The organism is Pirellulales bacterium (assembly GCA_019636345.1).
Classification (GTDB): domain Bacteria; phylum Planctomycetota; class Planctomycetia; order Pirellulales; family Lacipirellulaceae.
Genome location: JAHBXQ010000009.1, coordinates 38,358 through 62,073 on the forward strand (window position 1 = coordinate 38,358; position 23,716 = coordinate 62,073).

The following is a 23,716-nucleotide window of genomic DNA, read 5'->3' on the forward strand; positions in this document are numbered from 1 at the left end:
ATCGTCCCGCGGGACGTTGGCGACGCAACTGGTTCGACGCGGACCGAACCCCTTGCCCGACGCCGGCAACGGGCATTTTCGCATCAGTCGGCAACACCGGATTAAACTCACAGCGATGGATCGAACCGCACGCAGCAACCGCAGACAAGCGTCGAGGAAGGCGGATTCTGCCAGCTTGCCCTGGCGTCGAGTCCGAGCGTCCACGAATCGCGGGAGAGGTTGATCGCCCCGTGGCTGAGTTCTCCGATTATTCCTGGTTGACCGGCGCCGAAGCGGCGCGCGTGCTCGCCGACGCGGTCCGGGACGGCCGGCCGCTCCACCAGCGGTTGGCGTCGCTGCGCGGCGTGATCGGGCCGGTTCGCGCGGGGTTGGTCGTGGAACTCGTCGAGCAACGAGCTCGCGGAGCCGAGAAGTTCGGCCCGCTGGCCGAGCGGCTGTTCGGCACGCGGACCCAGTGGGAGCAGGCGACCGACGCCTGGATCGCCCGGTACAAGGCGGCGCGCTTCGCCACGGCAGGGAGCGGGCCGGTCGAGGACTTCTGCACCGGCATGGGGGGCGATCTTGTCGCGCTCGCTGAGCGGCGGGCGACAACGGGCTGGGACTTGAGCGAGGCAGCCGTTGCGTTCGCTGAAGCGAATCTCGCCGCGGTCGGCGCCGAGCGGGGCGCGGTGCGACAGGGGGACGTCGAGGATTGCACGCCGGACGTGTACGGCGCCTGGCACGTCGACCCTGATCGGCGCGTCGATGGGCGGCGTTCGACGACTCCGGAACTTCACTCGCCGACGCCGGCGACGATCGACCGCTGGCTGGCTGCTTGTCCGCACGGGGCCGTGAAACTCGCCCCGGCGACGCGACCGCTGGTCGAGTGGATCGAGCGTGCAGAGTGGGAATGGATCAGCCGCGGCCGTGAGTGCCGACAGTTGGTCGCCTGGTTCGGCGATCTGCGAACCAGCGCCGGGGGAGGGGAGGGGGCTGCCCGGCGCGCGACTCGGGTCGTGCCTCGCGCCGGAGTTGACAGCGCGCTCGCATCCTATGATCACGAACTCGCGAGCTTCGCCGCTTCGCCGCAGTCAGCCGAGAATGTCGTCGATGCGCCGCGGCAGTTTGTGTTCGAGCCCGACCCGGCGCTGATCGCCGCGGAACTCGTCGGCGCCATGGCGAACGAGCGGGGGTTGGCGACGCTCGGCCCGGGGAGCGTCTATCTCACGGGCGACAAGGCGATCGCATCGCCGCTGTTGGCCGCGTTCGAGGTCGAGGAGGAGGTCCCGCTGCGAACCGCGGCGGTCGCGAGCCGACTGGCCGAGCGTCGGGTCGGCGTCGTCGAGGTGAAAGTCCGGGGCGTTGCGCACTCTCCCGAGCAGTTCCGTCGCGCCCTGAAATTGCGCGGCGAGAACACGGCGACGGTGTTCCTGACCCGCATCGGCCGCCGCGAGACGGCGCTTCTCGCCCGCCGCGTGCCGAGCGACTGATCGCGGCTCTGGGTGAGAAGCACCTCGCGCAAATGGCTGCATCAGGACCGTAATACCTTTTGCCAAATTGATGGGTGGCTGGGGTCGCAGTGCAGCGGAGCCCCCAGGGGATCCCCTGGGGGCTCACCTCGTTCGACCCCAGGCACCCTTCCAAGTGCGCAAATGGTATCACTACCTGCATCCGTTGCGCCAAGACGCCCGGGCGGCGATTGGCTACAATGCGGCATTCTCGACCAGCCGAGCGCCGTTCGCGGCGAGCACCTGCCATGCGTCTTGCTTTCAGTTCCAACGCTTACCTGAGCTTCTCGATCGAGGAGACGATCCGCCGGATCGCGGCGATCGGTTATCAGGGGATCGAGCTTCTGGCCGACGTCCCCCATGCGTGGCCGGCGGGATTGTTGCCCGAGCGGGTCGAATCGATTCGCAGCGCGCTGGACGATGCGCAGCTGACGATTTCGAACGTGAACGCGTTCATGATGAACGCGGTCGCCGATCCGCGGCAGCCCTACTGGCACCCCGGGTGGACCGACCCCGATCCCCACTACCGAGCGATTCGCCGCGAGCACACGAAGCGTTCGCTGCGGTTGGCCGCGGACCTGGGCGCTCCGCACGTGACGACCGAGCCGGGGGGCTTGCTCGCGCCGGGACAAACGCGGGCCGAGGCGACCGCCATTTTCTACGAGGAACTGATGCCGTGCGTCGAAGTCGCCGAAGCGACGGGCGCGGGGCTGTTGATCGAGCCGGAGCCGGAACTGTTCATCGAGCGGTTCGACGAGTACCTGGAGTTCGTCGCCCGCGTCGACTCGCCGCGGGTGGGGCTGAACTTTGACGTCGGCCACGCCTACTGCGTCGGCGAGGATCCGCAGGACTGGGTCGCGCGGATGGCGCCCCACTCGGTTCATTATCACCTGGAGGACATCGCGGCCACCCGGGTCCACCAGCACCTGATCCCGGGGCATGGCGCGATCGACTTCGCGGCGACGCTGGCCGCGATCGCCGCGACCGGGTATCGCGGGTGGTTGACCGTTGAGTTGTACCCTTACGGCGCCGATCCCGACGGGGCGGCGCGCGAGGCGAAGCAGTATCTGGACGAAAAGCTCGCCGCGGTTGCGACTTCCCCCCGCATCGTATCGTGAGTGGTGCGATGAATCGTCGCGAGGCTCACGCCGACGCCGAAGACCGAGCACTGCGGGCGTCGTCCTCGGCATCGACGGGTCTTGCGGCGACGATGCTCGCGTGGCGTCAACTGCTGCGGCTGGGGAACGTGTTCACGGCGGCGTCGAACGTGCTGGCGGGGTTCCTGCTGGTGCAACGCGGGTGGTCGCCGGGGGGCGTTCTCGCGGGACTCGTCTTCGCGTCGACGACATTGTACGCGGCGGGGATGGCGCTCAACGATGCGTACGACGCCGAGGTCGACGCCCGCGAGCGGTCGGAGCGGCCCGTGCCGTCGGGAAGGGTCAGTCGCCATGCGGCGTTCGCGGTCGGCTGGACGCTGTTGGCCGTCGGCGTCGGGGCGGCGATCGTCGCGTCGCTGGTCTCGGGACTGGTCGCCCCGGCGATTGTCGGCGGATGCTTGGCGGCGATGATCGTCATGTACGACGCGGGGTTGAAGCGCACCTGGGCCGGGCCCGTAGCGATGGGGTGGTGCCGATTTCTCAACGTGCTGTTGGGGGCGAGCGTCGCGGCGGACCTGACTGCCGAGCCGGCCGCGTGGAAGTACGCCGCCGCCATCGGGATGTACACGCTCGGGCTGAGCTGCCTCGCCCGCGGCGAGGCGACCGACCAACGCGACGCGTGGCCGCTGGCGTGGGGCGCCGCGGCGCTGGTCGGCGCCGCGGGAGCGATGCTGGCGATCGCCGACGGATTTGCGTTGGTCGTGCCGCGGTACGCATGGGGGGCGCTGGTGCTGCTGGCGTTCGCCGGCGTCGGATTGGCTTGGGCGCATGCTGCGCGGGGCGGGATGCAGCGGCGCATTCAAGCGGTCGTGGCGCTGCTGCGAGGGTTCGTCGCGCTCGACGCCCTGGCCGCCCTGGCTGCCGCCGGATGGGGCGCCGCGGCGATCGTCTTGGCGCTGCTTGCGCCGACGATGATCGCTTCCCGCCGGGCGCCGATGACATAATCGATCGAGCAAGCGACGCAACCGCTCGGCGGAACCTCGAACTCCCGCCGCTTCCCGTCAACAATCAAACATCGAACATCAACCATTCCCGTGTTGCTCGGCTACAACACCAACGGACTTGCGCATCACAGCCTGCCGGCGGCGCTGGAGTTGCTTGCTGGGCACGGCTATGAAAGCGTCGCGATCACGCTCGACTGTCACTGTCTCAATCCGTTTGCGGCTGATCATGCGGCGGAGCTTTCGCGGGTCGCCGAGTTGCTCGCGCAGCACAAGCTGCAGTCGGTCATCGAGACGGGCGCCCGGTTCCTGCTCGACCCGCGGCGCAAGCACCATCCGACGCTGCTGGCGGCGCGCGCGGGAGATCGGCGGCGGCGGGTCGAGTTCCTGTGCCGGGCGATTGACGTCGCGGCGTCGCTGGGGAGCGGGTGCGTCTCGCTCTGGTCGGGGGCGCCCGACGACGATCCGGAGGAGCAGGTCGCTTGGAACCGGTTGTGCGAGGGGCTGGGGTCGGTCTTGGAGTACGCCGAGCAAGTCGGCGTCGACGTCGGCTTCGAACCGGAGCCGGGAATGTTCGTCGACCGCATGGACCGCTACGCCGAGCTGCTTGCGCGCCTCGACTCGCCGCGACTCCAACTGACGCTCGACGTCGGCCACTTGCATTGTCAGGGAGAGACGCCGATCGCCGCGGCGATTCGGCAGTGGAGCGATCGGCTCGTCAACGTCCACATCGAGGACATGCGCGCGGGCGTGCATGAACATCTGCGCTTCGGCGAGGGGGAGATGGAGTTCCCGCCGATCATCGCCGCGTTGGCCGAGGTCGGGTACACTGGTCCCCTGCATGTGGAATTGAGTCGTCACAGTCACGAAGCCCCCGCGGCGGTCGCCCACGCGGTTGCGTTTCTGCGACCGCTCGTCAGTTGAACAAGGGGACAGGCGCCCTCGCGGATTGCCGCTTGCAGTGGGTCGCTTGCCTATTGCGGTTGCAGGTCGCCGTCACAGTCGAAGCGCTCGTTTTTGGATTGAGATTCGCACCATGGCCGATCATGTCGTCTTGCTTACGATTCCTGGGTTGCGGTTGCGCGACCTGGGGTCTATGCCGCGGTTGAGCGCGCTTGCGGCCAGGGGGGACGCGGCGGAGTTGGTTCCCAGCTTTCCTGCGGTGACATGCTCGGTGCAGGCGAACATGACGACCGGGACGCCGCCGTCGGAGCACGGGGTCGTCGCCAACGGTTTCTTTTGGCGCGAGCGGGGCGAGGTCGAGATGTGGACCTCGCCGGCCGATTGCATCTTGCGTCCGCAGCTTTGGGACTTGCTCCGCCGGCATGATCGCCGACTCGTCTCGGCCGTGTGGTTTCCGCTCCACAGCAAGCAGTGCGGCGCCGATTACGTCTGCACGCCGGCGCCGATTCACAACCCCGACGGCAGCGAGAGCCTGTGGTGCTACACGCGACCCGAGTCGTTGTACGGCGAGTTGGTCGACCGGTTGGGGCACTTTCCGCTGCACCATTTCTGGGGGCCGCTTGCCAACGTGAAGGGGACCGAGTGGATCGTTTCGTCGGCGATCATCGCCGCCGAGCGGTGGCGGCCCCATCTGTTCGATCTCTATTTGCCGCACCTTGACTACGCGGCGCAAAAGTCGGGGCCCGACAGCCCTGCGGCGATTGCGGCGCTTGGGGAACTGGACGAGCAGATCGGTCGGCTCGTCGACGGATTTGCCGCCGCGTACGGGGAGCCGGCGCCGCTGTGGCTCGTGGCAGGGGAGTATGCGATCACGCCGGTCGACCATGTGAGCTATCCCAATCGCGCGCTCCGCGAAGCGGGGCTGCTGACGCTGCGCGACACGGCCGACGGGCGGGTGATTGATTACGCGGGCAGCCCGGCGTGGGCGCTCGTCGATCACCAGTTCAGCCACGTGTTCGTCCGCGATCGCGACGCGGCGACGATCCGCCGGGCCGGCGAGGTGCTGCGCGCCATGCCGGGGATTGCCGACGTCTTCGCCCCCGGGGACGCTCCGCAGTACGACCTGCAGCATCCGCGCAGCGGCGAACTGATCGCGGTGAGCGAGCCGACGAGTTGGCAGGCCTACTACTGGTGGGAGTCGGACGCCGAGGCCCCGGCCTTTGCCCGTACGGTCGACATCCACAAGAAGCCCGGCTACGACCCGGCCGAGATGCACGTCGACATGTCGACGCGCGGCATCTCGCTTGACGCGACGCTGGTGAAGGGGAGCCACGGCGCCCCGGCCCTCGATCCCTCCCAGCGGACCGTGCTGTTGTCGTCCGAGCGCGGGGTGTTCGTCGAGCGGCCGATGGCCGACTGCGACGTGGCCGACGTCGTGCTGCGACAGTTCGGGATTTGATCCCGACGGCCGCGGATTGAACCACGACGGCCCGGCGAGCACGGGCTGGGTTCGGCGGCGTCTCATGCTCTCGCCGCGGGCGTTTCCGGGACGGCGCGTTTCGGGCGGAGGAGGCGTTCGAGCATCCAGCACGCCAAGGCCCAGGCTGCGCCGGCGGTGCAACCGGCGAGGACGTCGGTGGGCCAGTGAACGCCGAGGTACACGCGGCTGGCGCCGACGGCCACGGTGGCGAGCGTCGCCGTGGAAAGCAGGAACGCCTTGATCACGCCGCGAGTGGTGAACCGGGCCAGAGTCGCCGCGATCGTCAGATAGACGCACGCGGCCATCATCGCGTGGCCGCTGGGGAAGCTGGCGGTGTAGACATGCGACCCGTGGGGAACCAACTCGGGCCGCGGACGATCGAACGCGTTCTTCAAGGCGAGGCTGAACCCGATCGCCCCCAAGATCGCCAGCGCGACGAACGCCGCCTCCCAGCGGCGCTTGACGAGCCACAAGAACGTCACGGCGACGACCGACACGAGCGCTACGACGGCGATGCCTCCCAGCGCGGTGAAGTCGCGCATCATCTCCTCGACCCACGCCGGACCGAGCGGGTCTGCCGGATCGCCGGGAGTGCGCAGGGCGAGGACGACGCGGCGGTCAAACTCGCCCGCGGCGCCCGAGCGCATCGTCTCGGCCGTGCGGAAGAACCCCCACGACAGCGCCGAGCTGAGCATGATCAGCGTCAGCAGAACCGGTTCGCTGGCAAGTCGTTTCGGTCGGAGGGTCAAGGGCATTGCAGCGTGTTGAAACAGGGGCGGGCACGTTCACGACATGCCGGAACGACGCGCCGCGCTCGATCCTGCGGTTCAGCGGGGCGCGGCGAACCCGCGGCTTTGGCTGAAAAACGTGCGCGGGTTGTCGTACACGATGCGGCGGATGAGCGCGTCGTCATGGCCCCGCTTGCGCATCTCGAGAATGAAGTCCGGCACGGCGGTCGGCTTCGAGGGTCCCCAGTCCCCCGCGGAGTTGACCAGCACCCGCTCGGGGCCGTACAGCTCGACCATGTCGGCGGCCCGGGCCGGGGTGCACTTGGACACGGGGTAGAGAGTCATCCCGGCCCAGAAGCCGGAATCCAGCACGGGGCGAATCGTGTGTTCCTCGACGTGATCGATCAACACGCGGCCGCGGTCGATCCGAGCGTCGCCGACGAGCATGTCGAGGATCATGCGAGTCCCCTGGTGCTTGTCTTCCAGATGGGGAGTATGGATGAGGATCTGTTCGCCGGTCTTGAGCGCGAGTTCGATATGTTCCAGGAAGACGGTCGCTTCGTTGCGCGTGTTCTTGTTGAGCCCGATCTCGCCGATCCCCAGGACGCCGGGCCGGCCGAGGAACTCGGGGATCATCGCGATCACCTCGCGGGCCAGGGAGACGTTTTCCGCCTCCTTGGCGTTGATGCAGAGCCACGAGTAGTGCCGCACGCCGTACCAACCGGCGCGCTTCGGTTCGAACGTCGTGAGCTGCTCGAAGTAGTCGCGAAAGCCTTCGACGCTGCCGCGATCGTACCCGGCCCAGAACGCCGGCTCGCTGACGGCGACGCAGCCCATTTTGGCGAGCGTCTCGTAGTCGTCAGTGGTCCGCGAGACCATGTGAATATGCGGGTCGATATAGTCCATGGTGAAGCGGTGCGGAGCAGTGAGCGGAATTCCAAAGGGCGTCTCGGCGCTACAGGCCGAACGCGGCGCGCCACGATGCGTCGTACTCGCGGCTGAACAAGAGCTGCAGCCGCTCGGCTCGGTCGGGGCCCGGGCACGCCAAGATCGCGAGGGCGCGGTCGAGCCGGTCGCAACGGGGGTCGTCGGAGGGGAGTTCCCCCACGGCTCGGTCGAGCCGATCGAGCGCCGCGGCGGTCTCGAGGAGCCGCGCCCGGATCAGCAGGAAATCCTGATCGAGGACATGCTGTTTTGTCGGCGCAGCGAGGGCGGGACGGGGAGGCATGGCGGGGACGAGGGGGCAAAGTCGGGACAGCGCGGTCCGAAACGCCGCACTCGCTCGATTCTCGCCCCGCGGAGACGCCCTGGCAACCGACTCGGGGGGCGAGCGGGGCGAATCTGCCGATTCTGCGGGGCGAACAACCGGCACGGGCGGTGCGGAACGGGAGGAAGCGTCCTCGGGACCTTCATTCGCCCGCGGTTTTCCGCGGTGCGCCATCCGTAATCTACCTTTGCAGTAGCCTGAACCCGGCGACGGCGCGGGCTCCCCGCATTGACGTCGTCGCAGTCGCCGGCGGTTGTGCGTCGTCGTCGATCGAATCCCAGATCTGCAGCAGGTTCCCCGTCGTGCCCGCTCCGCTCGAGCTTACCTTCCAGACGCTTGCCAACAGCCGCAACGAAGCGGCCACGGGGGTGCTGTTGGCTGCGCTCGACTCGCCTGTTCCGGCGATCGTCAACGGGGCGCTCCATGCCCTGATGATGCGCCGGAGCAAGGCGGGACACTTGGGCGTGCTGCGACGATGGCATAGGTTGTCGTCCCACCAGCTTGACGTGTTGCGAGCGGGGCGAGGACGGATCGGCGCCGCGCTGCGCGATGCGCTGGTCAGCGACGATCCGCAGCTTGTGAAGAACGCCTGCGAGTTCTCGCTGGCGTTCAGCGAATACGACGTGTTGCCGACTCTGGTGACGATCGCCGAGGGGAGCGACTCGCGTCGCGCCGAACCGGCGCTGGTCCTGGTCGAGCAACTTGTCTCGCAATTGAGCCGGCTGTTGTGCGGAGGCCGCGACGCGCACGAGCGCCGCGATCCCGAGATTATCCGCCGCAACGTCCTCGAGAGTCTGGAACGATCGCTCGAGCGCTATCGCCGGCATCGGCGCGATGCGCTGGTCGAGGCGTTCGTGACGCTCGCGGGGGTGAACAGTCCGTTGCTGTTGTTGATGATCGACTCGCCGCACCATCCGTGTTACGACTCGGTGACGCACGCCCTGCTCCACAGCGAAAACCCGGGGGTGCTGCATTTGCTGCTTGAGCTGCTCGAAACGACCGAGGCGCCGGCGACGATCCTGGGGACCGTAAGCCGCCGGACCGACGCGCCGTTCGTACGAGCGATGTCGTCGTTGCCGCTAGAAGGGGCGGGGGCGACGCTCAAGAAGAATCTGGGCCGCATTGCGGCGCTGGCGTTCCTGGAACCGCCGCAGCACATCGATCAACTCCCCGAGGCTCAGCAGGCCGCGGCGATGCGGCTGATGATGTTCACCGCGATCAACACGGGCGAGAAGCTGCTGGCCGCCGAGCAGTTGCTCAAATCCGGCTCCCCCGCAGGCCGGTTGGCCGCGTGCGAAGCGGCGGCCGCGGCGACGGGCGATCAGGCCAACCGGTTGATTCTCATGGCGGCCGAGGACGCGGACCCGGCGGTCCAGGCGGCCGCGGCACGGCGGCTGCATGAGCGCCGCATTCCCGGAGCGATGCAGAAGTTGCTGGAGATGATCGACAGCGCCGATCCGTTGGTCGCCGCCGCGGCGCGCGAGGGGCTCGCCGAACTGAACTTCGAGAACTACCTCGCCCGGTACGACAACATGGACGAAGAGAGCCGGCGCTCTTGCGGCGAGATCGCGCTGAAGGTCGATCTGGCCAGCGTCGCGCGGTTGCGGGTCGAGTTGGATTCCCCCTCGCGGCACGTGCGGCTACGGGCGGTCGAGATCATCGAACTTCTCGAGCTGGCGCCGCAGATTTCCGACGCGCTCGTCGAACGGCTCGACGACTCGGAACACCTCGTCCGCACCGCCGCGGCAGAGGCGTTGCGGCGCTGCACGGGGGTCGACGTTCGCAACGCCCTGATCGCGTCGCTCAGCGACCGCAGCGGAGCGGTGCAACGCGCGGCGCTGGCAAGCCTGGAGTCGCTGGGGGTCGAGGCCGATCTGCCGGCGGTCGAGCAGGAACAGCCGGCAGGGGCGGTCTCGGCGTGCCAGCACGAGTCCGCCGTGGAAGCCGTGCAAAGCGCGCCGACGGCGCCGATCGCGCCCTCGTTGGCGGCAATTCTTGCGACGCCTCAGGAGGAACCGGCATGAGCGCCGTGAATCACGCGACGCTGCTCGTGGCGCAGATCGATCGCTTCATGCGATTGGGGGACGGCGTACGCAGCAATCAGTACAAGGACAGCAGTGCGCTCGTCTGGTTCGTCGTCATTGCAGCGGCCGTCGGGTTGGGCGCCATGCTCTTTCTTCAGATTCGCAACCGCAACGACATGTCGATGCGGTGCGACGATCCCGAGAAGCTGTTTCGCGAATTGTCGCTCGTGCATCGGCTCGCCAGCCGCCCGCAGCGGACGTTGCGGCATGTTGCGGAGACGAGCTCGCTGCCGAACGTCGCACAGGCCTTTCTGACGCCGGGGGCGTTCGACGTCGCCGCCGCGCGGGCCGATGGGCAGACCGAGGCGGAGATCAACGAGCTTCGTGCGCGGTTGTTTTAGCAGTTTGACGCAGACTCGATTTCCGGTTGGCGACGACGCGACGGAGAACGTCGCTCTGCCGTGACGATTCTGAGCAGACGGCGTATTACGCGGCGAGTTCGGCGCGGCGAGGGGGGAGCGCCGCGGCGGCCATGATCGCCAGTTGGCTGACGGCGAACGCCCCCAGGGCCAAGGCGATCCCGGAGGTGGCGCCGTAGCTGTGCAACCCGATGTTGAGTTGGTTGACGCCGAACCAGCTCCAGGCGGTCACGACGTTGCCGAACACGGCAAGGACCGCCAAGCCCCGCGGCCTGACAAGTTTGCCCCAGCGGGCGTGGAGCACCAGGGCGTTCCACAATACGATCATCAGCGCGCCGTTTTCCTTGGGATCCCAGCCCCAGAAGCGGCCCCATGAGTCGTCGGCCCACAATCCCCCCAGCACTGTGCCGACGAAGCTGAAGAAGATGGCGAAGCAGAGCGTGCCGTAGATCATCCGCGTCACCTGCGCTTGCATCCCTTCGTCGAAGACCCGCCCGACGCGTCCCAGCACGATCCAAAAGACGCCCAAAAAGCCGGCGAGGAACGTCGCCGTGTAACCCAGCGAGATGCACACGACGTGCGTCGCCAGCCAGAATTGCGTGTCGAGCACGGCCTGCATGACGGTAAAGGTGTCGCCGTCGGCCAGCCGGCTGGCGATCACCAATGACGGGAACCCGACGGCGGCCGCCAGCAGGTTGCCGATCCCCAGGCGATAGACCGTCTCGAACAAGAGCGAAAACAGCACAGCCGACCAGCCGATGAACACGGCCGAAGAGTAAAGGTTGGTCACCGGGGGGCGTCCGGAGATGTAGATGCGGGCTACGAGGGCGAGGGTGTGGACGACGAACGTCGCCCACAGCAGCCAGTTGGCGGCGCGATGGAACCCTTCGCTCCAACCGAGCCACGCCGCGGCGGCGAGAACGAACGCGACGATGTAGAACGCCTTGCAGGCGTCGAACAGCCCCAAGCGGTTGTAGACCGCCTCGCGCGCGATCCGCTCGGGCTGGAGACGTTCGACGAACTTGCGCGTCCCCCGCGAGCCGGCGGCGGCAAGGCTCGCTTCGTGCTCCGCCTCCGCGGCGGCGCGCTCGGCGACAAACTGTCGGTAGTCGGCAAGCCGCTCGTTGAACAACCCCGCGTTCCCCTTGGCGTAGGCGGCCAGCACGGCCTCGAAGGGGTCGTACGCCGGATTGGTCGGCTGCGGCTTGGCGCCGATTTGCTTGGCCATTGCCGCGGCGAGCTGGTCGAAGCTCGCCGCGCGCGGCATCTGCCACTGTCCCGCGGGAGCGGCGGGGGGGAGCGCTCGCGGGGCGGCCGCGTTGAGTCGTTCGATCTTGTCTTGCTCGGCGGCCAGACTGGCGAGCACCTCCTGCTGCGTCTCCCCCTCGACGGCATGCGGAGCGAACGCCTCAAGCAGCATCGTCACCCGGGCCACCTTGTCGGCCAGTTCCAGGAACTTGGCCTGGGTCAGTTCAAGTTGGTCGCGAGATTCGCTCTTGGCGAGCGCGGCCGTGGCCTGTTCCACCTGCTTCTGGTAGGCGGCCTGGCTCTTCATCAACTCGTCGAGCCCGTAGCGGAATCCGCTGCGTTGGGGCAAACCGAGCGTTTGCAGCACGTCGAGGTTCTCGATCCGCAGCACGCGGTGCTTCTGCCAGCCGGGGGCCCGAGAGGCGAGCTCCGCAAACCAGCGGATCGCGGGTTCCTTCTTGTCGGTGTTCGCGTCGTCGTACGCGTCGCGACCGCTGATGAACATCAGGGTGTTGCGGGCCAGCGTGTCGAGCGGCAACAGCCGGCCGTTGCTCGCTGCGGGCAGTGCGCCGAACTCGCTCAGGCGGAACTGCGTCGCCGACTCGCGGGGAGGCCGAGCCCGGCCGGCCAGCCAGCCGGAGAGCGTCAGCACCACGAGCAGCGGGACCCACACCTGCGGCATTCGCCAGTCGCGCAGCAGGGAGCGCCGCGGCCAGACGCCCGGCGCGGCGGAGGGCGATTGTCCGTTTTCGGGCGCGGCGAGCTCTCGTTGCGCCTCGTCCTCGCGCCGGCGGACGAACCGGGCCATCACTCCGGCGAAATGCGCGAACATTCCGACGCCGACGATTACGCACGCCAGGTAGGGAACGAGCCAGCCGCTGTTGGTCATGACTTGCAGGATCGTTCGCGCGCGGCCCGTCATGTCGAAGCCCGACTGATAGAGCGTGTCCCCCGCGTAACGCAGCGGGTTGTTCATCCAAATCGGCACGGTCCGGTCGACGTCGCGGCTGGCGTCGGTCAGCCGGACGAGCGACTCGTAATGCTTGGCCGTCTGGCTGCCGACGTAGTTCTCGGCCTTGAACTGCAGGAGCGTAACTTGGTAGGGCTTCTCGATGCGGCGGAAACGGAGGCTCGCTTCGTAGGACTTGCCGCCTGTGGTCGCCACGACCTGCGGCGTCAGGTAGGGGTGCAGCAAGTAGGTTCCCAGCGATGCGTTCGAGTCGCGGTCGAGCAGTTCGACGAACGCCGCCGGTTCGTCGAACCGTTGTTCGGTGTCCGTGCCGACGCTCGAAGGGGCGGGATCGGCGGTTCGCAACAGGCCCGTTCCGGCGGTCGCGGGGGACGACTCGCCCGGCTGCAACCAGCGGATCGAGGAGTTGGCCAACACCTGCACGGGGCGCACGAGCACTGGCAGGCGCTTGTCGTCGAGCACCGTTCGCGCCGCGTCGGCGCCGGCGGCGGCTTGCTGCAACAGCGAGAGCGGGACCCGCACCACGCGATCGGTTCGAGGATCGGACTTGTCGATGATCGCCAGTTCCGAGGCGCGCATGTCCTCGGCGTAGGCGACCGTCTCGCCCTCGGCGACGACCATTTGCGATTCCACGGCGGTGAGGCCGGTGTGGAGCTCGCTCCCCATCAGCAGCATCACTCCGGCATGCAACAGGACGATGCCGCCCCGTTGGCCGAACACCAGCCAGCAGCCCGCCAGCAGCACGACGCTGGCGCCGAGCCCTTTGATCAACTGCCACATGATCCGCAGGCCGGAGGGATCGAGTCGCCACTCGGGCTTGAGGAACAACGCGACGGTCAGCGCCAGCAAGAGCGCCGCGACGACTCCTCCCAACGCCCACAACCACCGGCCGCTCGTGCCGCGGACTTGCGGCCAGGCGACCGCGACGGCCCAAGCCAAGGCCAAGGCGCCGCCGCCGAGCGCGGCTCGCAGGGCGTGCCATAGCCCGTTGGCCAGGCGTGGCGAGAGTTCGCTGAGCAGCGTGTCGTCCAATCCGCTGCGGATGACGGCGATCGTCGCGACGAGCCCGGCGAAGAGGATCGCCAGCCCGAGGGCCAGCCGCGCGCCGCGCGCGGTCGCCTTGAATCGCAAGGCATGCGCCGCCAGGAGATTGACCCCCAGGAACCCGCCGATGAGCCAGCCGCCGGGGAACGGAAAGCCGACGCTCGGCGACGGTTCGTACCAAGCGACGGGCAGGAAGTATCGCAGCTCGACCCATGCCACGAACGAGCGGAACATCGACCCCACCGGTTCCCAGACGTCGTAGAATCGCTGGGCTAGCGTTCCGGCGAGCACGAGGAAGATCGACAGCGCGAACAGCGCGACGGTCAAACGAAGCGACGCCAACGGCATCAACAGGGCCCGCGTCCGACGACCTAACAACGGCGGCGCCGCGGTCCGTACGGGGCGAGTCGCCGGAGAAAGGGGCTCAGCGAGCGGTGCTTCGACGGTCGCCATAGTCGCTTACTCGAACCGCACCGAGTCGAGGAACGCGCCGAACGCCTCGCGCTGGGCCTCGACCAACTTGCGGTCTCCTTTGAACTTGAAGAACCAGATCATGCCGTCGCGCGGCAGCATCACGGCCAGCGTCGCTTGGGATTGGGGATCGTCGGCCGGGCCGAGCAATTCCGCGTACGTGCCGGGGAGTCCGCCGACGTTCTTTTGGCGGGCGTCGGCGGTCAGTTCGTCGGCCGATTTGCCGCGGAGCCCCACTTCGCCGGCCCAGCGGACAAGATTCGAGCCGACCTCGCCCATGCCCGACCCCGCGACGCCAGGAAAGCTGGTCACGGTCATTTCCGCGCTCTGGCCGTCCGCTTCGACGACGAATGCCGCCCGCCGCATGGCGTTCATGCGCCCCGGTTTCCAACCGTCGGGCGCCGCAAACTTCAACGCGCCGTCCGGGCGCGGAGGCGCCGGCGGGCCGGGCGATTGCGACGGGGGGCCGTCGTTGCCGGGCCCGGCGATCGGCGGATGGCCCGCGGGCATGCCCGTCCCTGGTCCCGTCGCCGCGGCCATGCGGCCGACGAGTGCCAGCACGGTCGCTTCGCCCGCTGGGCTGGAAACTTGGCGAGCCAGCTTGGCGATCCGCTCCGGCTTGAGCGGTTGCTCCTGCAACTGCCTCGCCCAGCGGTCGACGTTGGCCGTGAGGAAGGCGTCCCACTGGCCGTCGTAGGGCAACTGCGATACGGCGAGTTCGTAAGATGCGCCGCCGCCGGGGACCTCGATCGTGGCAAACCGGTTGGCGTCTCCCGGTTGAGCGGTCCAGCCGGCCGGCAGCGTCCAGGCGGGTTCGGCGGCCGGCGGTTCCAGTCGCAACGACTGCAGAAACTCATCGAGCGGTTCGCGGAGCGCTTGGGCGTCGCTCGCCTTGACGACCAGCTTGAAGAACCAGGCGCGATCGGCGTCGGGTTGCGGCAGGATCGCCGCATACATGCAGTCGAGCGACGCCCGCTCGGCCTCGACGTCGAGCGGAGCGCGCGGCGATTCGGTGCGCGGCGTCTCGTACGCCTCAATTCCCGGTCCTTCGCCGCAACCTGCCGCGGCGGCCAGGGCCATCGCGGCAATGGCCGCGAGCCGCGGGCCGGAACGCCCTGAAGTGAAAACCATCGAACCATCGGAGAGGGGAGAACAATCGCCGCTGCCGCCAACCCTGTCGGCGCGCGATCGCAGATTCGCTCGTCCGGAATTCTACCCGAGAGCGTCATGGAGTCGCAGGGCCGATGGCGGCAAAAATGCGCGTTCCCGCGGCGGGCTTGCGCTACTGGCTTCGCATTCCGAAGATGCCCAGGATGCCGTCGAGCATGGAACTGGTCAGGGAGAGATTCTCCTGCCAGCCCCAGATATTGCGCACCATGTCGGTGAGAAGAATCGTGCTTATCAGCAGCAAGAATCCGGTGCCCCCGAGGGCCAGGATCTGAAAGACGCTGTATTCCGACTCGCGGCGGGGCGCCACCGCCGTTCCGGCGTAGGCGGAAACGCCGAGCCCCTCCTCGCCGTACTCGCCTTCCATCTCGGCGCCCGGCTCAACTTCTTCGAAGCCGAACGCGGCGCCCTCGGCTTCCTCGCCGAAGCCTTCCATCTCGGCATCGAGAGCGATGACCTGCGAACTGCTGTCGCCGTCGTCTTCGAGGTCGGCCATGGGGGTCAGGTTGAAGTCGTCTTCGGCTTGCAGTTCGCCGAGCGGCTCCTCTTGCTTGGCTTGGACCTTGCCCTTGACCGGGGTTGCGGGGCCGCTGCCCCCGAGCGAGAAATCGTCCTCGCCCAGGTCGAGCGACAGGGAACTGAGGATCGCCGAACCGCCGACGTCGAGCGGGATGTCGTCAAGCGCGAGCCCGCTGTCGGAGGGGGAGACCAGATTGATGCCGCTGTCGCCGCTGTCGAGCGTGATATCGCTGCCGCCCGCCTCGGCGAGAACGAAGTCGTCGTCGCTTGCCAGGTCGATGTCCGAGTCGCCGACCGACTTGGCGGGTTCCTTCTTCTCGGCCTCCGCGGGAACGGGGTCGGTCCCTTCGTCGTCGTCGAGCGTGAGGTCCTCGATCTGCAGATCGCTGTCGGCCGCTTGTTTCGCGGGAGGGGGCGTCGCGGGACGCCCTGCGCCCTTCGCGTCCTTGAGGTCGTCGGCCGACAACACGCGGCTCGATTCGGCGGCCAAGTCGAGTTCCAACTCCTCCAGATCGGCGAACGCGCTGGTATGGCCCGATTCTTTTTCAAGCTCGTCAAGCACGCCCGAACCGGCGATGCCCGAGGAGAGAACGTGCGATTCGCCCGTGCCGCTCGAGGGGGCGAGCTTCACGTCGCTGCCGTCCTCGTCGAGAGCGAGGTCGAGGTCCGCGCCCTCGAGTTCCTCGCGACCGATGATCGTACTGGGGGGCGCCGTCACCGATTCGCCGAGTTCCTCCTCGCTGAGCAGGATCGAATCGCTGGGGGAGGGTCCGGAGGTCGTGACGGTGTCCTCGTCTTCGGCCGAGAGATCGAGTTCGCTGGCGTCAGGCCCCTCGTCGTCGAGCGACATGCCGCTGCCGGCCAGATCGAGATCGTCGCCGAGCGAGAGATCGGCCAGTTTCAACTCGTCCGGGTCGGCGGCCAACTCTTCCAGATCAGGGAGGGCGTCGGCCTCCATGAGCTCGTCGTCGGCCACAAGACTGATGTCGCTGGGGGGCGCATCGTCGGGGAGGCCTTCGGTCGCGAAGCGTTCGATCTCGTCGCGGCGGAATTTCCAACTGGTCCCGTCGCGGTAGGCTCGCAGCTCGCCGTCCTCGCGCAGCTTGTTCAGCCGATCGGAGGAGATGCCGAGTTTCTCGATCGCTTCGTCGAAGCTGACGAACTTGTCCATGTGTGCCTCGAATGCCTCTGCTCCCGCTTGCCGTCGCTGGCAAACGTGCGCTGCGCCGTTAAGGCGTGCGCCGAATCATGTTGAGTATTTCTTTTGGAAGGGGGGGGACGCCGTTGAACTCTTCGAGTTGCAAGTCGCCCTGGATGTTGCGGACGCTCTTCAGGTGGATTTCGCCCGAGTCGCGCGTGATGTGGTAGACGGCCAGCACGCGGCGCGCAGGATCGATCAGGGTGAGTTGCGTCGGCTGCCCCTCCACAGGCAAAAGGTGGGTGATCAGTTCTGTTCCGCTGCCTGCGGCCGCCGAGCCAGGGCTCTGGGCGCCGGCAGGCCAAGTCGCCGCCGCGACGACAAACGCAAGCGCAAGGATTCCCCAAATTGGTTTCATCGCGTCGTCCTCCGTAACGATCGTGGGCAAGAAATCCGCGTTCCGCCGACGGCAAGCCGGCTACTTGCATTCTAAATGCGGCCCGGCTCGCTGCAAGGAAAACTCTCCCCATCCTGTTGCAGCAGCGTCACTTACCGACGCAGTGCAACCGGCACGACCGGCCCCGGGCCAGACACGGGAGAGGGTTGACGCTGACGCGGGGGGCGGAGTTGTCGCTCATGAAAGTCCCCGGGAATTTTGCCGCGGGATCGCTTTGCTCGACTCCAGCCACGCTTGGACAGGCCGTTTCGGGGCGGTCAGACTCGGCTGACGGTCGTGGCGGTCCGATGGGAAAGTCCCTAAACTGAGACCGTGGCGGCGGGCCATTCGGCCCGCGGGCCTTGCGGCTACTCGATCGTCGAACCTGTTGTGGTTTCAAGGGTTATGTCAGACGAAGTCTCCCCAGAAATCGCCTCGCGACTCAATGCGGCCGTCCGGTTCGCCCGAGAGACGGGCGAGCTCACGCTGCGATGGTTTCGGCAGTCGTCCTTGGCCGTAGAACGCAAAGGGGACGGCAGCCCGGTGACTGCTGCCGACCGGGCCGCCGAGACGCTGCTGCGGGAGCAAATCGCCGCAGACTTCCCTGGGGACGGGGTTCTGGGGGAGGAGTTCGGCGAGACTCCCGGGACGAGCGATTTCCGCTGGATTCTCGACCCGATCGACGGCACCAAGTCGTTTATCGCCGGGGCGCCGCTGTACACGACCCTGGTGGCGATCATGCGCGGCGAGGAGCCGCAGGCCGGGGTGATTTACGCGCCGGCGACTCGGGAGATCGTCTACGCGGCCAGCGGGGGACCGGCTTGGCAGAGCGTCGACGGGGACGAACCGACCCCGGCACGGGTCTCGAAGGTCGACAATTTGGCCGCGGCGACGTTTCTGACGACCGACGTACGGAGCTACGGCCCGGCCGGGCAGGGGGGGCGACGGGCCGTCTACGAGCGGCTGGAGTCGGCGGCACGTCTGACCCGGACCTGGGGAGACGCCTACGGCTATCTGCTGGTCGCGACGGGTCGGGCCGAGGTGATGATCGACCCGGAAATGAACCTGTGGGACGCTGCGGCCCTGCAGCCGATCATCGAGGGAGCCGGAGGCCGATTCAGCGACTGGCAGGGGCGACCGACGGTCCACTCGGGGAACTCGGTGGCCACGAACGCCCTGCTGGCCGAGGCGGTCGTCGCGATCACACGGCAATAGGGCCGACGGGGCGGACGAGTCGGGGCTCTTCCGAGGCAAAGTTCGTGCGGCAAAACGGCGGGGACTCCGGTTGCATGGCGGTCGCGGACCCGTATACTAAGCCGTTTGCCCGTGGCGAGATACGACGAATCCCTCCGCCCCGGCGCCCGCCTGAATCACCTCCCGGCAGTGCGACACGAGGTCGCCCCGATCAACTCAAACTTTCGCGAAGGCAGTTTCGACGATGGCACGAGCATGCGAAGTCTGCGGCAAGGGTCCGCAGTTGGGCAATCAGGTCACGATCCGCGGCAAGAAGAAGTACCTGGGCGGCGTCGGTACGAAGATCACCGGCATCAGCCGTCGGCAGTTCAAGCCGAATTTGCAACGGGTCCACGTAACGACCCCCAACGGCAACAAGTCGAAGCTGGTCTGCACGCAGTGCATCCGCTCGGGCGCGGTTCGCAAGGTGGTGCGTCTCAAGCCGTTCGTCGTGCCGCAGGGCGAGAAGGCGTAGCGGCGCGCGGTTTTTCAATCGCGTAATGGATTCGTTTCTTGTTTGCGCTGGCGCCGCGCCCATGTCTTTGTCGCGTCAAGACGTCGAGAAGGTCGCCCTGCTGGCCCGGCTGCAGTTGAGCGAGGCGGAGTTGGCGGTGATGACCGGCCAGCTTGCCGAAATCGTCGCCTACGTCGATCAATTGGCCGAGGTCGACACCGAGGGGGTCGAGCCGATGGCCCACGCCGTCGAGATGGCGAACGTGTTCGCCGCCGACGAAGTTCGCCCGAGCTTGCCGCGCGAGGCGGCGCTGGCGAACGCCCCGCGCACGAGCGGCCAAGGCTATCTGGTCCCCGCCGTGTTGGGAGATTGAGCCGGCGCCGGGCGCCGGAGCGCGACTTGGCGTGCAGCTCGACTGCCGGGCGCCGCGGACCAGCCGGACTCGAGTGCATTGACCATGTCGCTTGCCGATCTCACCGCCAGTGACCTGCTCGCCGCGATGTCGCGCGGCGAGGCGTCGGCCGTCGACGTGACGCAGGCTCATCTCGATCGGATTGCCGAGCGCGACGGAGCGGTCGGCGCCTTTCTGGCCGTCGACGCCGAGCGGGCTTTAGCTCAAGCGGCCGAGGTCGATCGCAAGCGCGCCGCCGGCGCGAAACTCGGCCCGCTCGCCGGACTGCCGATCGCCGTGAAGGACGTCTTGTGCGATCGCGACGGCCGGACGACCTGCGCCTCGCGGATGCTCGAGAACTTTCGCCCGCCGTACGACGCGACGGTCGTGGCGCGGCTCAAGCAGGCCGACGCGGTGTTGCTGGGTCGGGTGAACATGGACGAGTTCGCCATGGGAGGCTCGACCGAGAACTCGGCGTTCCTAGCGACGCGCAATCCGTGGGACCTGGAGCGGACCCCGGGCGGTTCCAGCGGCGGCTCGGCGGCGTGCGTCGCCGCAAGGATGGCGCCGCTGGCAATCGGCACCGACACCGGCGGTTCGATTCGCCAACCGGCCGGCAACTGCGGCATTGTCGGGCTCAAGCCCACGTACGGTCGGGTGAGCCGCTTCGGGCTCGTGGCGTTCGCCAGCAGCCTGGATCAAGTCGGCCCGATGGCCCGCTCGGTTCGCGATGCGGCGCTGCTGTTGGAAACGATTTCGGGGCACGACCCGAGCGACGCGACCTCGATCGACGTTCCCGTGCCGTCGTATACAAAGACGCTCGACGAACCGCTCAAGGGATTGCGCATCGGCGTCGCCAAGGAGCATTTTGCGGAGGGGCTCGACGCGGAGGTCGAGGCGGCGGTCCGCGGGGCGATCGCCGAGTACCAGTCGCAGGGAGCCGAGATCCGCGAGATCTCGCTGCCGCACAGCAAGTACGCGGTGGCGACCTACTACGTGATCGCCCCCAGCGAGGCGTCGAGCAATTTGGCTCGGTACGACGGGGTCCACTACGGCTACCGCACCGATCAGGCGACGATGCTCGCCGAGCTGACCGCCGAGCGAAAGGCGCTGAGCGAGGCCGGCGACGCCGCAGGACTGGCGCAGCTCGACGCCGCCCTGGTGCGAATGTACCGCCGCACCCGAGCCGAGGGGTTCGGTCCCGAGGTGAAGCGACGGATCATGCTCGGCACGTATGCGCTGAGCGCCGGGTATTACGACGCGTATTACCTGAAGGCGCTCCGCGTGCGGCGGCTGATTCGGCAGGACTACGACCAAGCGTTCGAGGGGGTCGACCTGATCGCCGGCCCTGTGACGGCCGCGCCGGCGTTCAAGCTAGGCGAGATGGTCGACGACCCGCTCGCCATGTACCTGATCGACCTGTACACGGTCGGCGCGAACCTGGCGGGACTGCCGGGGATCAGCCTGCCGTGCGGCTTCACGTCCGCGGGTCTGCCGATCGGCCTGCAACTGACCGCCCCCCCGCTCGCCGAGGACCGCCTCCTCCGCGGCGCCCAGATGTACCGACAAGCGACCGACTGGCACAATCGGCGACCGACGTTGGCGAGGCAATCAGGAATCGGCAAGTAACGAAAGTCCTTCGCAAAGGGAGGGGAGTCATCGTCGACTTTGGTGCGACGTAGGCGTTGCCGTCCGATCGCTGTGCTCAAACGACGACGTTCTGCGGCCGCCCCGGCTTGAATTCGAGCGACCAGTATCTCCGACTCCGGTTGATCGCTTCACCGCGACAGTTCATGCGATTCGCGCTTCCGAGCGTTATTGCGGTTTCAGACTATGACCCAACCTTACGTCACCGTCGTCGGCCTTGAGGTTCACGTGCAGTTGGCCACGCAGAGCAAGTTGTTCTGCCGGTGCAGCACGCGATTCGGGGCCGAGCCGAATACGCAGACTTGCCCCGTGTGCATTGGCATGCCGGGGACGTTGCCGGTGATGAATCGCGAGGCGTACTTGTTGGCCCTGCGGACGGCGGTGGCGCTGAACTGCGACGTTCCTGAATTCACGAAGTGGGACCGCAAGCAGTACTACTACCCCGACCTGCCCAAGGGGTACCAAATCAGCCAGTACGACTTGCCGATGTCGGACGACGGGTATCTGGAAATTTGCGATCTGAAGGACCGCTTCGAGCCGAAGAAGGTCCGCATCATTCGAGCGCATCTCGAGGAGGACGCGGGCAAAAGCGTCCATGACGAGCTGGCCGGCAAAGGGGACAGCGAGATCGATCTCAATCGCACGGGGACGCCGCTGTTGGAGATCGTGTCGCAGCCCGACATGCGGGGCGCTGCCGAGGCACGAGCCTATCTGAGCGAACTGAAGCTGCTGCTGACGTACATCGGCGTCTCGGACTGCAATATGCAGGAAGGGAGCCTGCGGTGCGACGCGAACGTCAACCTGCACATCGATCACGACGGCGAGCATGTCGCGACGCCGATCGTCGAAATCAAGAATCTCAACAGCTTTCGCGCCGTCGAACGAGCGATCGAGTACGAGGCGCAGCGACAGTATCGCGAGTGGCAGGAGACGGGACGTCGGATCGGGCAGGTTCCTAAGCAAACCCGCGGCTGGGACGACGCCGCGGGGGCGACTCGGCCGCAGCGCGAGAAGGAAGAATCGAGCGACTACCGCTACTTCCCCGATCCGGATCTCGTGCCGGTCGTCACGTCGGCCGAGGAGGTCGACGCGGTCCGTGCGGGGCTGTGCGAATTGCCGGCTGCGCTGCGGACGCGACTGGGGGATCAGTACGGCCTGAGCCCCTACGACGCCGACGTGCTGGTGAACCAGGGGCGCGCGCTGGTCGAGTACTTCGCCGTCGCGGCGGACGCGTCGGGGGACCCGAAGGCGACCTGCAACTGGATCTCGCAGGACGTGCTGCGGGTGCTCAAGGAGCGGGAGGCGTCGATCGACCAGTTCGAGCTGTCGGCCGAGGGGCTGGCGGAGCTTGTCAAAGCGATCGACGACGGTCGGTTGCCGAGTCCCCGGGCTCGCGAGGCGTTCGACGCGATGCTGGCCGAGGGACTCGACGTCGCGGCGGCGATTGAGCGATTGGGAATCGAGCAGGTCGATGAATCGGCGCTCGTGAACTTGTGCCGCGAATTGCTGGCCGCGAATCCGCGGATTGTCGCGGACGTGCAAGGGGGGAAGCAGCAGGCCGTCGGGGCGCTGATCGGGCAGGCGAAGAAGAAGAATCCCAACGTCGACCCCGGGCGGTTGCGGGAGATTTGCTTGGAGTTGATCGCGGGAATGTAAGCTGCGAACGCCGCCCGATGCCGAGTCGGCGGAACTTTGATCGCCGACTTCGACGGGCGCCCGTGCGTTACAATGAGCGGCATGACGTCTCCGATCATCACGCTCGCCACCGACTTCGGCGTCGGCAGCCCCTATGTCGCGGCGATGAAGGGGGTGATCCTGTCGCTGTGCCCAGCGGCGCGGATCGTCGACTTGTCGCACGCCATTCCGCCGCAAGACGTGCGACAGGGGGCGATCGTGCTGGCCGAGACGACGCCCCTGTTTCCCGCGGGGACGATTCACGTGGCGGTCGTCGATCCGGGGGTGGGAACCGAGCGGGCGATCGTCTACGCGGAAATCGGCGAGCAGCGGTACGTTTGCCCCGACAACGGACTGTTGTCGCGGTTGGCGAGTCGGGAAAAGCCCCGTAAGATACGTTCCATCGTCGACCCGCGGTGGATGCGCCAGCCGGTATCGGCCACGTTTCACGGTCGCGACGTGATGGCCCCCGCGGCGGCGCGGCTGGCGGCGGGTCTCGATCCCGACGAACTGGGGCCGCCCCTTGCGGAATTGACTCGTCTGGCCCTCCCCGGAGCGAAGAACGTGGCGAATTCGATCTCCGGCGAAGTTGTTTCGATCGACTCGTTCGGCAACCTCGTCACCAACATTGGGCGCGACATGCTCGCCGCGGTTCCGACGGACGAGACGGTCAGCGTGACCTGCGACGATCACGAAACGCGGGGGATTTTTCGCACCTACGCCGACCAGCCCGAGATGACGCTCATCGCACTGATCGGCTCGAACGACGCCCTGGAACTGGCGATCGTCGGGGACAGTGCGGCGATCATGCTGGGGGTCAAGGTCGGGACCCCCGTGGTCGTGGCGTGGTAGGGTTGTGACGCGGGGATAATTGATGTTTGATGTCGGAATGTCGGTTTCGGACCGACGCCCTTCATC

Annotated in this window: 20 protein-coding genes; 13 read left to right on the forward strand and 7 right to left on the reverse strand. The window is 67.4% G+C overall.

Annotated features, from left to right (window positions below; genetic code table 11):
- Positions 1–230: 230 nt before the first annotated feature.
- The 5 genes from KF688_17540 (at position 231) to KF688_17560 (ending at position 5,947) form a co-directional block, all read left to right on the forward strand.
- Positions 231–1,469, forward strand: a complete 1,239-nt coding sequence (locus tag KF688_17540) for a hypothetical protein (GenBank protein ID MBX3427486.1) — start codon at positions 231–233, stop codon at positions 1,467–1,469.
- Between the two features lie 266 nt (positions 1,470–1,735).
- The gene (locus tag KF688_17545; GenBank protein ID MBX3427487.1) at positions 1,736–2,605 is read left to right on the forward strand and encodes a sugar phosphate isomerase/epimerase; all 870 of its coding nucleotides are present in this window, start codon (positions 1,736–1,738) and stop codon (positions 2,603–2,605) included.
- An 8-nt stretch (positions 2,606–2,613) separates the two neighbouring features.
- Positions 2,614–3,588 (forward strand): UbiA family prenyltransferase, encoded by a 975-nt coding sequence (locus KF688_17550; GenBank protein ID MBX3427488.1) that lies wholly within the window; start codon positions 2,614–2,616, stop codon positions 3,586–3,588.
- Between the two features lie 90 nt (positions 3,589–3,678).
- Complete coding sequence (locus KF688_17555; protein MBX3427489.1) at positions 3,679–4,509, forward strand: sugar phosphate isomerase/epimerase; 831 nt, start codon at positions 3,679–3,681, stop codon at positions 4,507–4,509.
- Between the two features lie 112 nt (positions 4,510–4,621).
- The gene (locus KF688_17560; protein ID MBX3427490.1) at positions 4,622–5,947 is read left to right on the forward strand and encodes an alkaline phosphatase family protein; all 1,326 of its coding nucleotides are present in this window, start codon (positions 4,622–4,624) and stop codon (positions 5,945–5,947) included.
- A 62-nt stretch (positions 5,948–6,009) separates the two neighbouring features.
- Here the strand turns inward: KF688_17560 and KF688_17565 are convergent, their stop codons facing one another.
- The 3 genes from KF688_17565 to KF688_17575 all read right to left on the reverse strand — a co-directional run bounded on the left by KF688_17565 (position 6,010) and on the right by KF688_17575 (position 7,924).
- Positions 6,010–6,723 carry a phosphatase PAP2 family protein gene (locus KF688_17565; protein MBX3427491.1) on the reverse strand — a complete coding sequence of 238 codons (714 nt, stop codon included), beginning with the start codon at positions 6,721–6,723 and terminating at the stop codon, positions 6,010–6,012.
- A 72-nt stretch (positions 6,724–6,795) separates the two neighbouring features.
- Positions 6,796–7,602: a TatD family hydrolase gene (locus tag KF688_17570; protein MBX3427492.1), complete on the reverse strand. Its 807-nt coding sequence runs from the start codon at positions 7,600–7,602 to the stop codon at positions 6,796–6,798.
- A gap of 49 nt (positions 7,603–7,651) precedes the next feature.
- A complete protein-coding gene (locus tag KF688_17575) occupies positions 7,652–7,924 on the reverse strand; it encodes a hypothetical protein (GenBank protein ID MBX3427493.1) in 273 nt (90 codons plus the stop codon).
- A gap of 341 nt (positions 7,925–8,265) precedes the next feature.
- Between KF688_17575 and KF688_17580 the strand changes: the two genes are divergently transcribed.
- Together KF688_17580 and KF688_17585 are read left to right on the forward strand one after the other, a co-directional pair.
- Entirely contained in the window at positions 8,266–9,987 is a 1,722-nt protein-coding gene (locus KF688_17580; protein MBX3427494.1) for a HEAT repeat domain-containing protein, read from the forward strand.
- Entirely contained in the window at positions 9,984–10,388 is a 405-nt protein-coding gene (locus KF688_17585) for a hypothetical protein (protein MBX3427495.1), read from the forward strand. Before KF688_17580 ends, KF688_17585 begins: the two co-directional genes overlap by 4 nt.
- 85 nt (positions 10,389–10,473) lie before the next feature.
- Here KF688_17585 and ccsA read toward each other — a convergent pair whose 3' ends face one another.
- The 4 genes from ccsA to KF688_17605 all read right to left on the reverse strand — a co-directional run bounded on the left by ccsA (position 10,474) and on the right by KF688_17605 (position 17,381).
- Positions 10,474–14,121, reverse strand: a complete 3,648-nt coding sequence (gene ccsA, locus KF688_17590; protein ID MBX3427496.1) for a cytochrome c biogenesis protein CcsA — start codon at positions 14,119–14,121, stop codon at positions 10,474–10,476.
- 6 nt (positions 14,122–14,127) lie between these two features.
- The gene (locus tag KF688_17595; protein ID MBX3427497.1) at positions 14,128–15,270 is read right to left on the reverse strand and encodes a hypothetical protein; all 1,143 of its coding nucleotides are present in this window, start codon (positions 15,268–15,270) and stop codon (positions 14,128–14,130) included.
- A 151-nt stretch (positions 15,271–15,421) separates the two neighbouring features.
- A complete protein-coding gene (locus KF688_17600) occupies positions 15,422–16,996 on the reverse strand; it encodes a helix-turn-helix domain-containing protein (protein ID MBX3427498.1) in 1,575 nt (524 codons plus the stop codon).
- A gap of 58 nt (positions 16,997–17,054) precedes the next feature.
- On the reverse strand, positions 17,055–17,381 hold the full coding sequence (locus KF688_17605; protein MBX3427499.1) for a hypothetical protein: 327 nt from the start codon (positions 17,379–17,381) through the stop codon (positions 17,055–17,057).
- 423 nt (positions 17,382–17,804) lie between these two features.
- Between KF688_17605 and hisN the strand changes: the two genes are divergently transcribed.
- The 6 genes from hisN (at position 17,805) to KF688_17635 (ending at position 23,650) form a co-directional block, all read left to right on the forward strand.
- Positions 17,805–18,614: a histidinol-phosphatase gene (hisN, locus tag KF688_17610; protein MBX3427500.1), complete on the forward strand. Its 810-nt coding sequence runs from the start codon at positions 17,805–17,807 to the stop codon at positions 18,612–18,614.
- 223 nt (positions 18,615–18,837) lie between these two features.
- Complete coding sequence (gene rpmB, locus KF688_17615) at positions 18,838–19,107, forward strand: 50S ribosomal protein L28 (protein ID MBX3427501.1); 270 nt, start codon at positions 18,838–18,840, stop codon at positions 19,105–19,107.
- A 61-nt stretch (positions 19,108–19,168) separates the two neighbouring features.
- Positions 19,169–19,459: an Asp-tRNA(Asn)/Glu-tRNA(Gln) amidotransferase subunit GatC gene (gene gatC / locus KF688_17620; GenBank protein MBX3427502.1), complete on the forward strand. Its 291-nt coding sequence runs from the start codon at positions 19,169–19,171 to the stop codon at positions 19,457–19,459.
- Positions 19,460–19,543: 84 nt separating this feature from the next.
- Positions 19,544–21,106 carry an aspartyl/glutamyl-tRNA amidotransferase subunit A gene (locus KF688_17625; protein ID MBX3427503.1) on the forward strand — a complete coding sequence of 521 codons (1,563 nt, stop codon included), beginning with the start codon at positions 19,544–19,546 and terminating at the stop codon, positions 21,104–21,106.
- A 204-nt stretch (positions 21,107–21,310) separates the two neighbouring features.
- Positions 21,311–22,780 (forward strand): Asp-tRNA(Asn)/Glu-tRNA(Gln) amidotransferase subunit GatB, encoded by a 1,470-nt coding sequence (gene gatB, locus KF688_17630; protein MBX3427504.1) that lies wholly within the window; start codon positions 21,311–21,313, stop codon positions 22,778–22,780.
- A gap of 81 nt (positions 22,781–22,861) precedes the next feature.
- Positions 22,862–23,650 carry an SAM-dependent chlorinase/fluorinase gene (locus tag KF688_17635; GenBank protein ID MBX3427505.1) on the forward strand — a complete coding sequence of 263 codons (789 nt, stop codon included), beginning with the start codon at positions 22,862–22,864 and terminating at the stop codon, positions 23,648–23,650.
- Positions 23,651–23,716: the final 66 nt, after the last annotated feature.

Bases quoted from the DNA above. Each gene is read 5' to 3' on its own strand.
- KF688_17545 (MBX3427487.1), top strand. From the start codon at position 1,736: ATGCGTCTTGCTTTCAGTTCCAACGCTTACCTGAGCTTCTCGATCGAG.
- KF688_17550 (MBX3427488.1), top strand. From the start codon at position 2,614: ATGAATCGTCGCGAGGCTCACGCCGACGCCGAAGACCGAGCACTGCGG.
- KF688_17560 (MBX3427490.1), top strand. From the start codon at position 4,622: ATGGCCGATCATGTCGTCTTGCTTACGATTCCTGGGTTGCGGTTGCGC.
- KF688_17565 (MBX3427491.1), bottom strand. From the start codon at position 6,723: ATGCCCTTGACCCTCCGACCGAAACGACTTGCCAGCGAACCGGTTCTG.
- KF688_17570 (MBX3427492.1), bottom strand. From the start codon at position 7,602: ATGGACTATATCGACCCGCATATTCACATGGTCTCGCGGACCACTGAC.
- KF688_17575 (MBX3427493.1), bottom strand. From the start codon at position 7,924: ATGCCTCCCCGTCCCGCCCTCGCTGCGCCGACAAAACAGCATGTCCTC.
- KF688_17585 (MBX3427495.1), top strand. From the start codon at position 9,984: ATGAGCGCCGTGAATCACGCGACGCTGCTCGTGGCGCAGATCGATCGC.
- ccsA (MBX3427496.1), bottom strand. From the start codon at position 14,121: ATGGCGACCGTCGAAGCACCGCTCGCTGAGCCCCTTTCTCCGGCGACT.
- KF688_17595 (MBX3427497.1), bottom strand. From the start codon at position 15,270: ATGGTTTTCACTTCAGGGCGTTCCGGCCCGCGGCTCGCGGCCATTGCC.
- KF688_17600 (MBX3427498.1), bottom strand. From the start codon at position 16,996: ATGGACAAGTTCGTCAGCTTCGACGAAGCGATCGAGAAACTCGGCATC.
- KF688_17605 (MBX3427499.1), bottom strand. From the start codon at position 17,381: ATGAAACCAATTTGGGGAATCCTTGCGCTTGCGTTTGTCGTCGCGGCG.
- hisN (MBX3427500.1), top strand. From the start codon at position 17,805: ATGTCAGACGAAGTCTCCCCAGAAATCGCCTCGCGACTCAATGCGGCC.
- rpmB (MBX3427501.1), top strand. From the start codon at position 18,838: ATGGCACGAGCATGCGAAGTCTGCGGCAAGGGTCCGCAGTTGGGCAAT.
- gatC (MBX3427502.1), top strand. From the start codon at position 19,169: ATGTCTTTGTCGCGTCAAGACGTCGAGAAGGTCGCCCTGCTGGCCCGG.
- KF688_17625 (MBX3427503.1), top strand. From the start codon at position 19,544: ATGTCGCTTGCCGATCTCACCGCCAGTGACCTGCTCGCCGCGATGTCG.
- gatB (MBX3427504.1), top strand. From the start codon at position 21,311: ATGACCCAACCTTACGTCACCGTCGTCGGCCTTGAGGTTCACGTGCAG.
- KF688_17635 (MBX3427505.1), top strand. From the start codon at position 22,862: ATGACGTCTCCGATCATCACGCTCGCCACCGACTTCGGCGTCGGCAGC.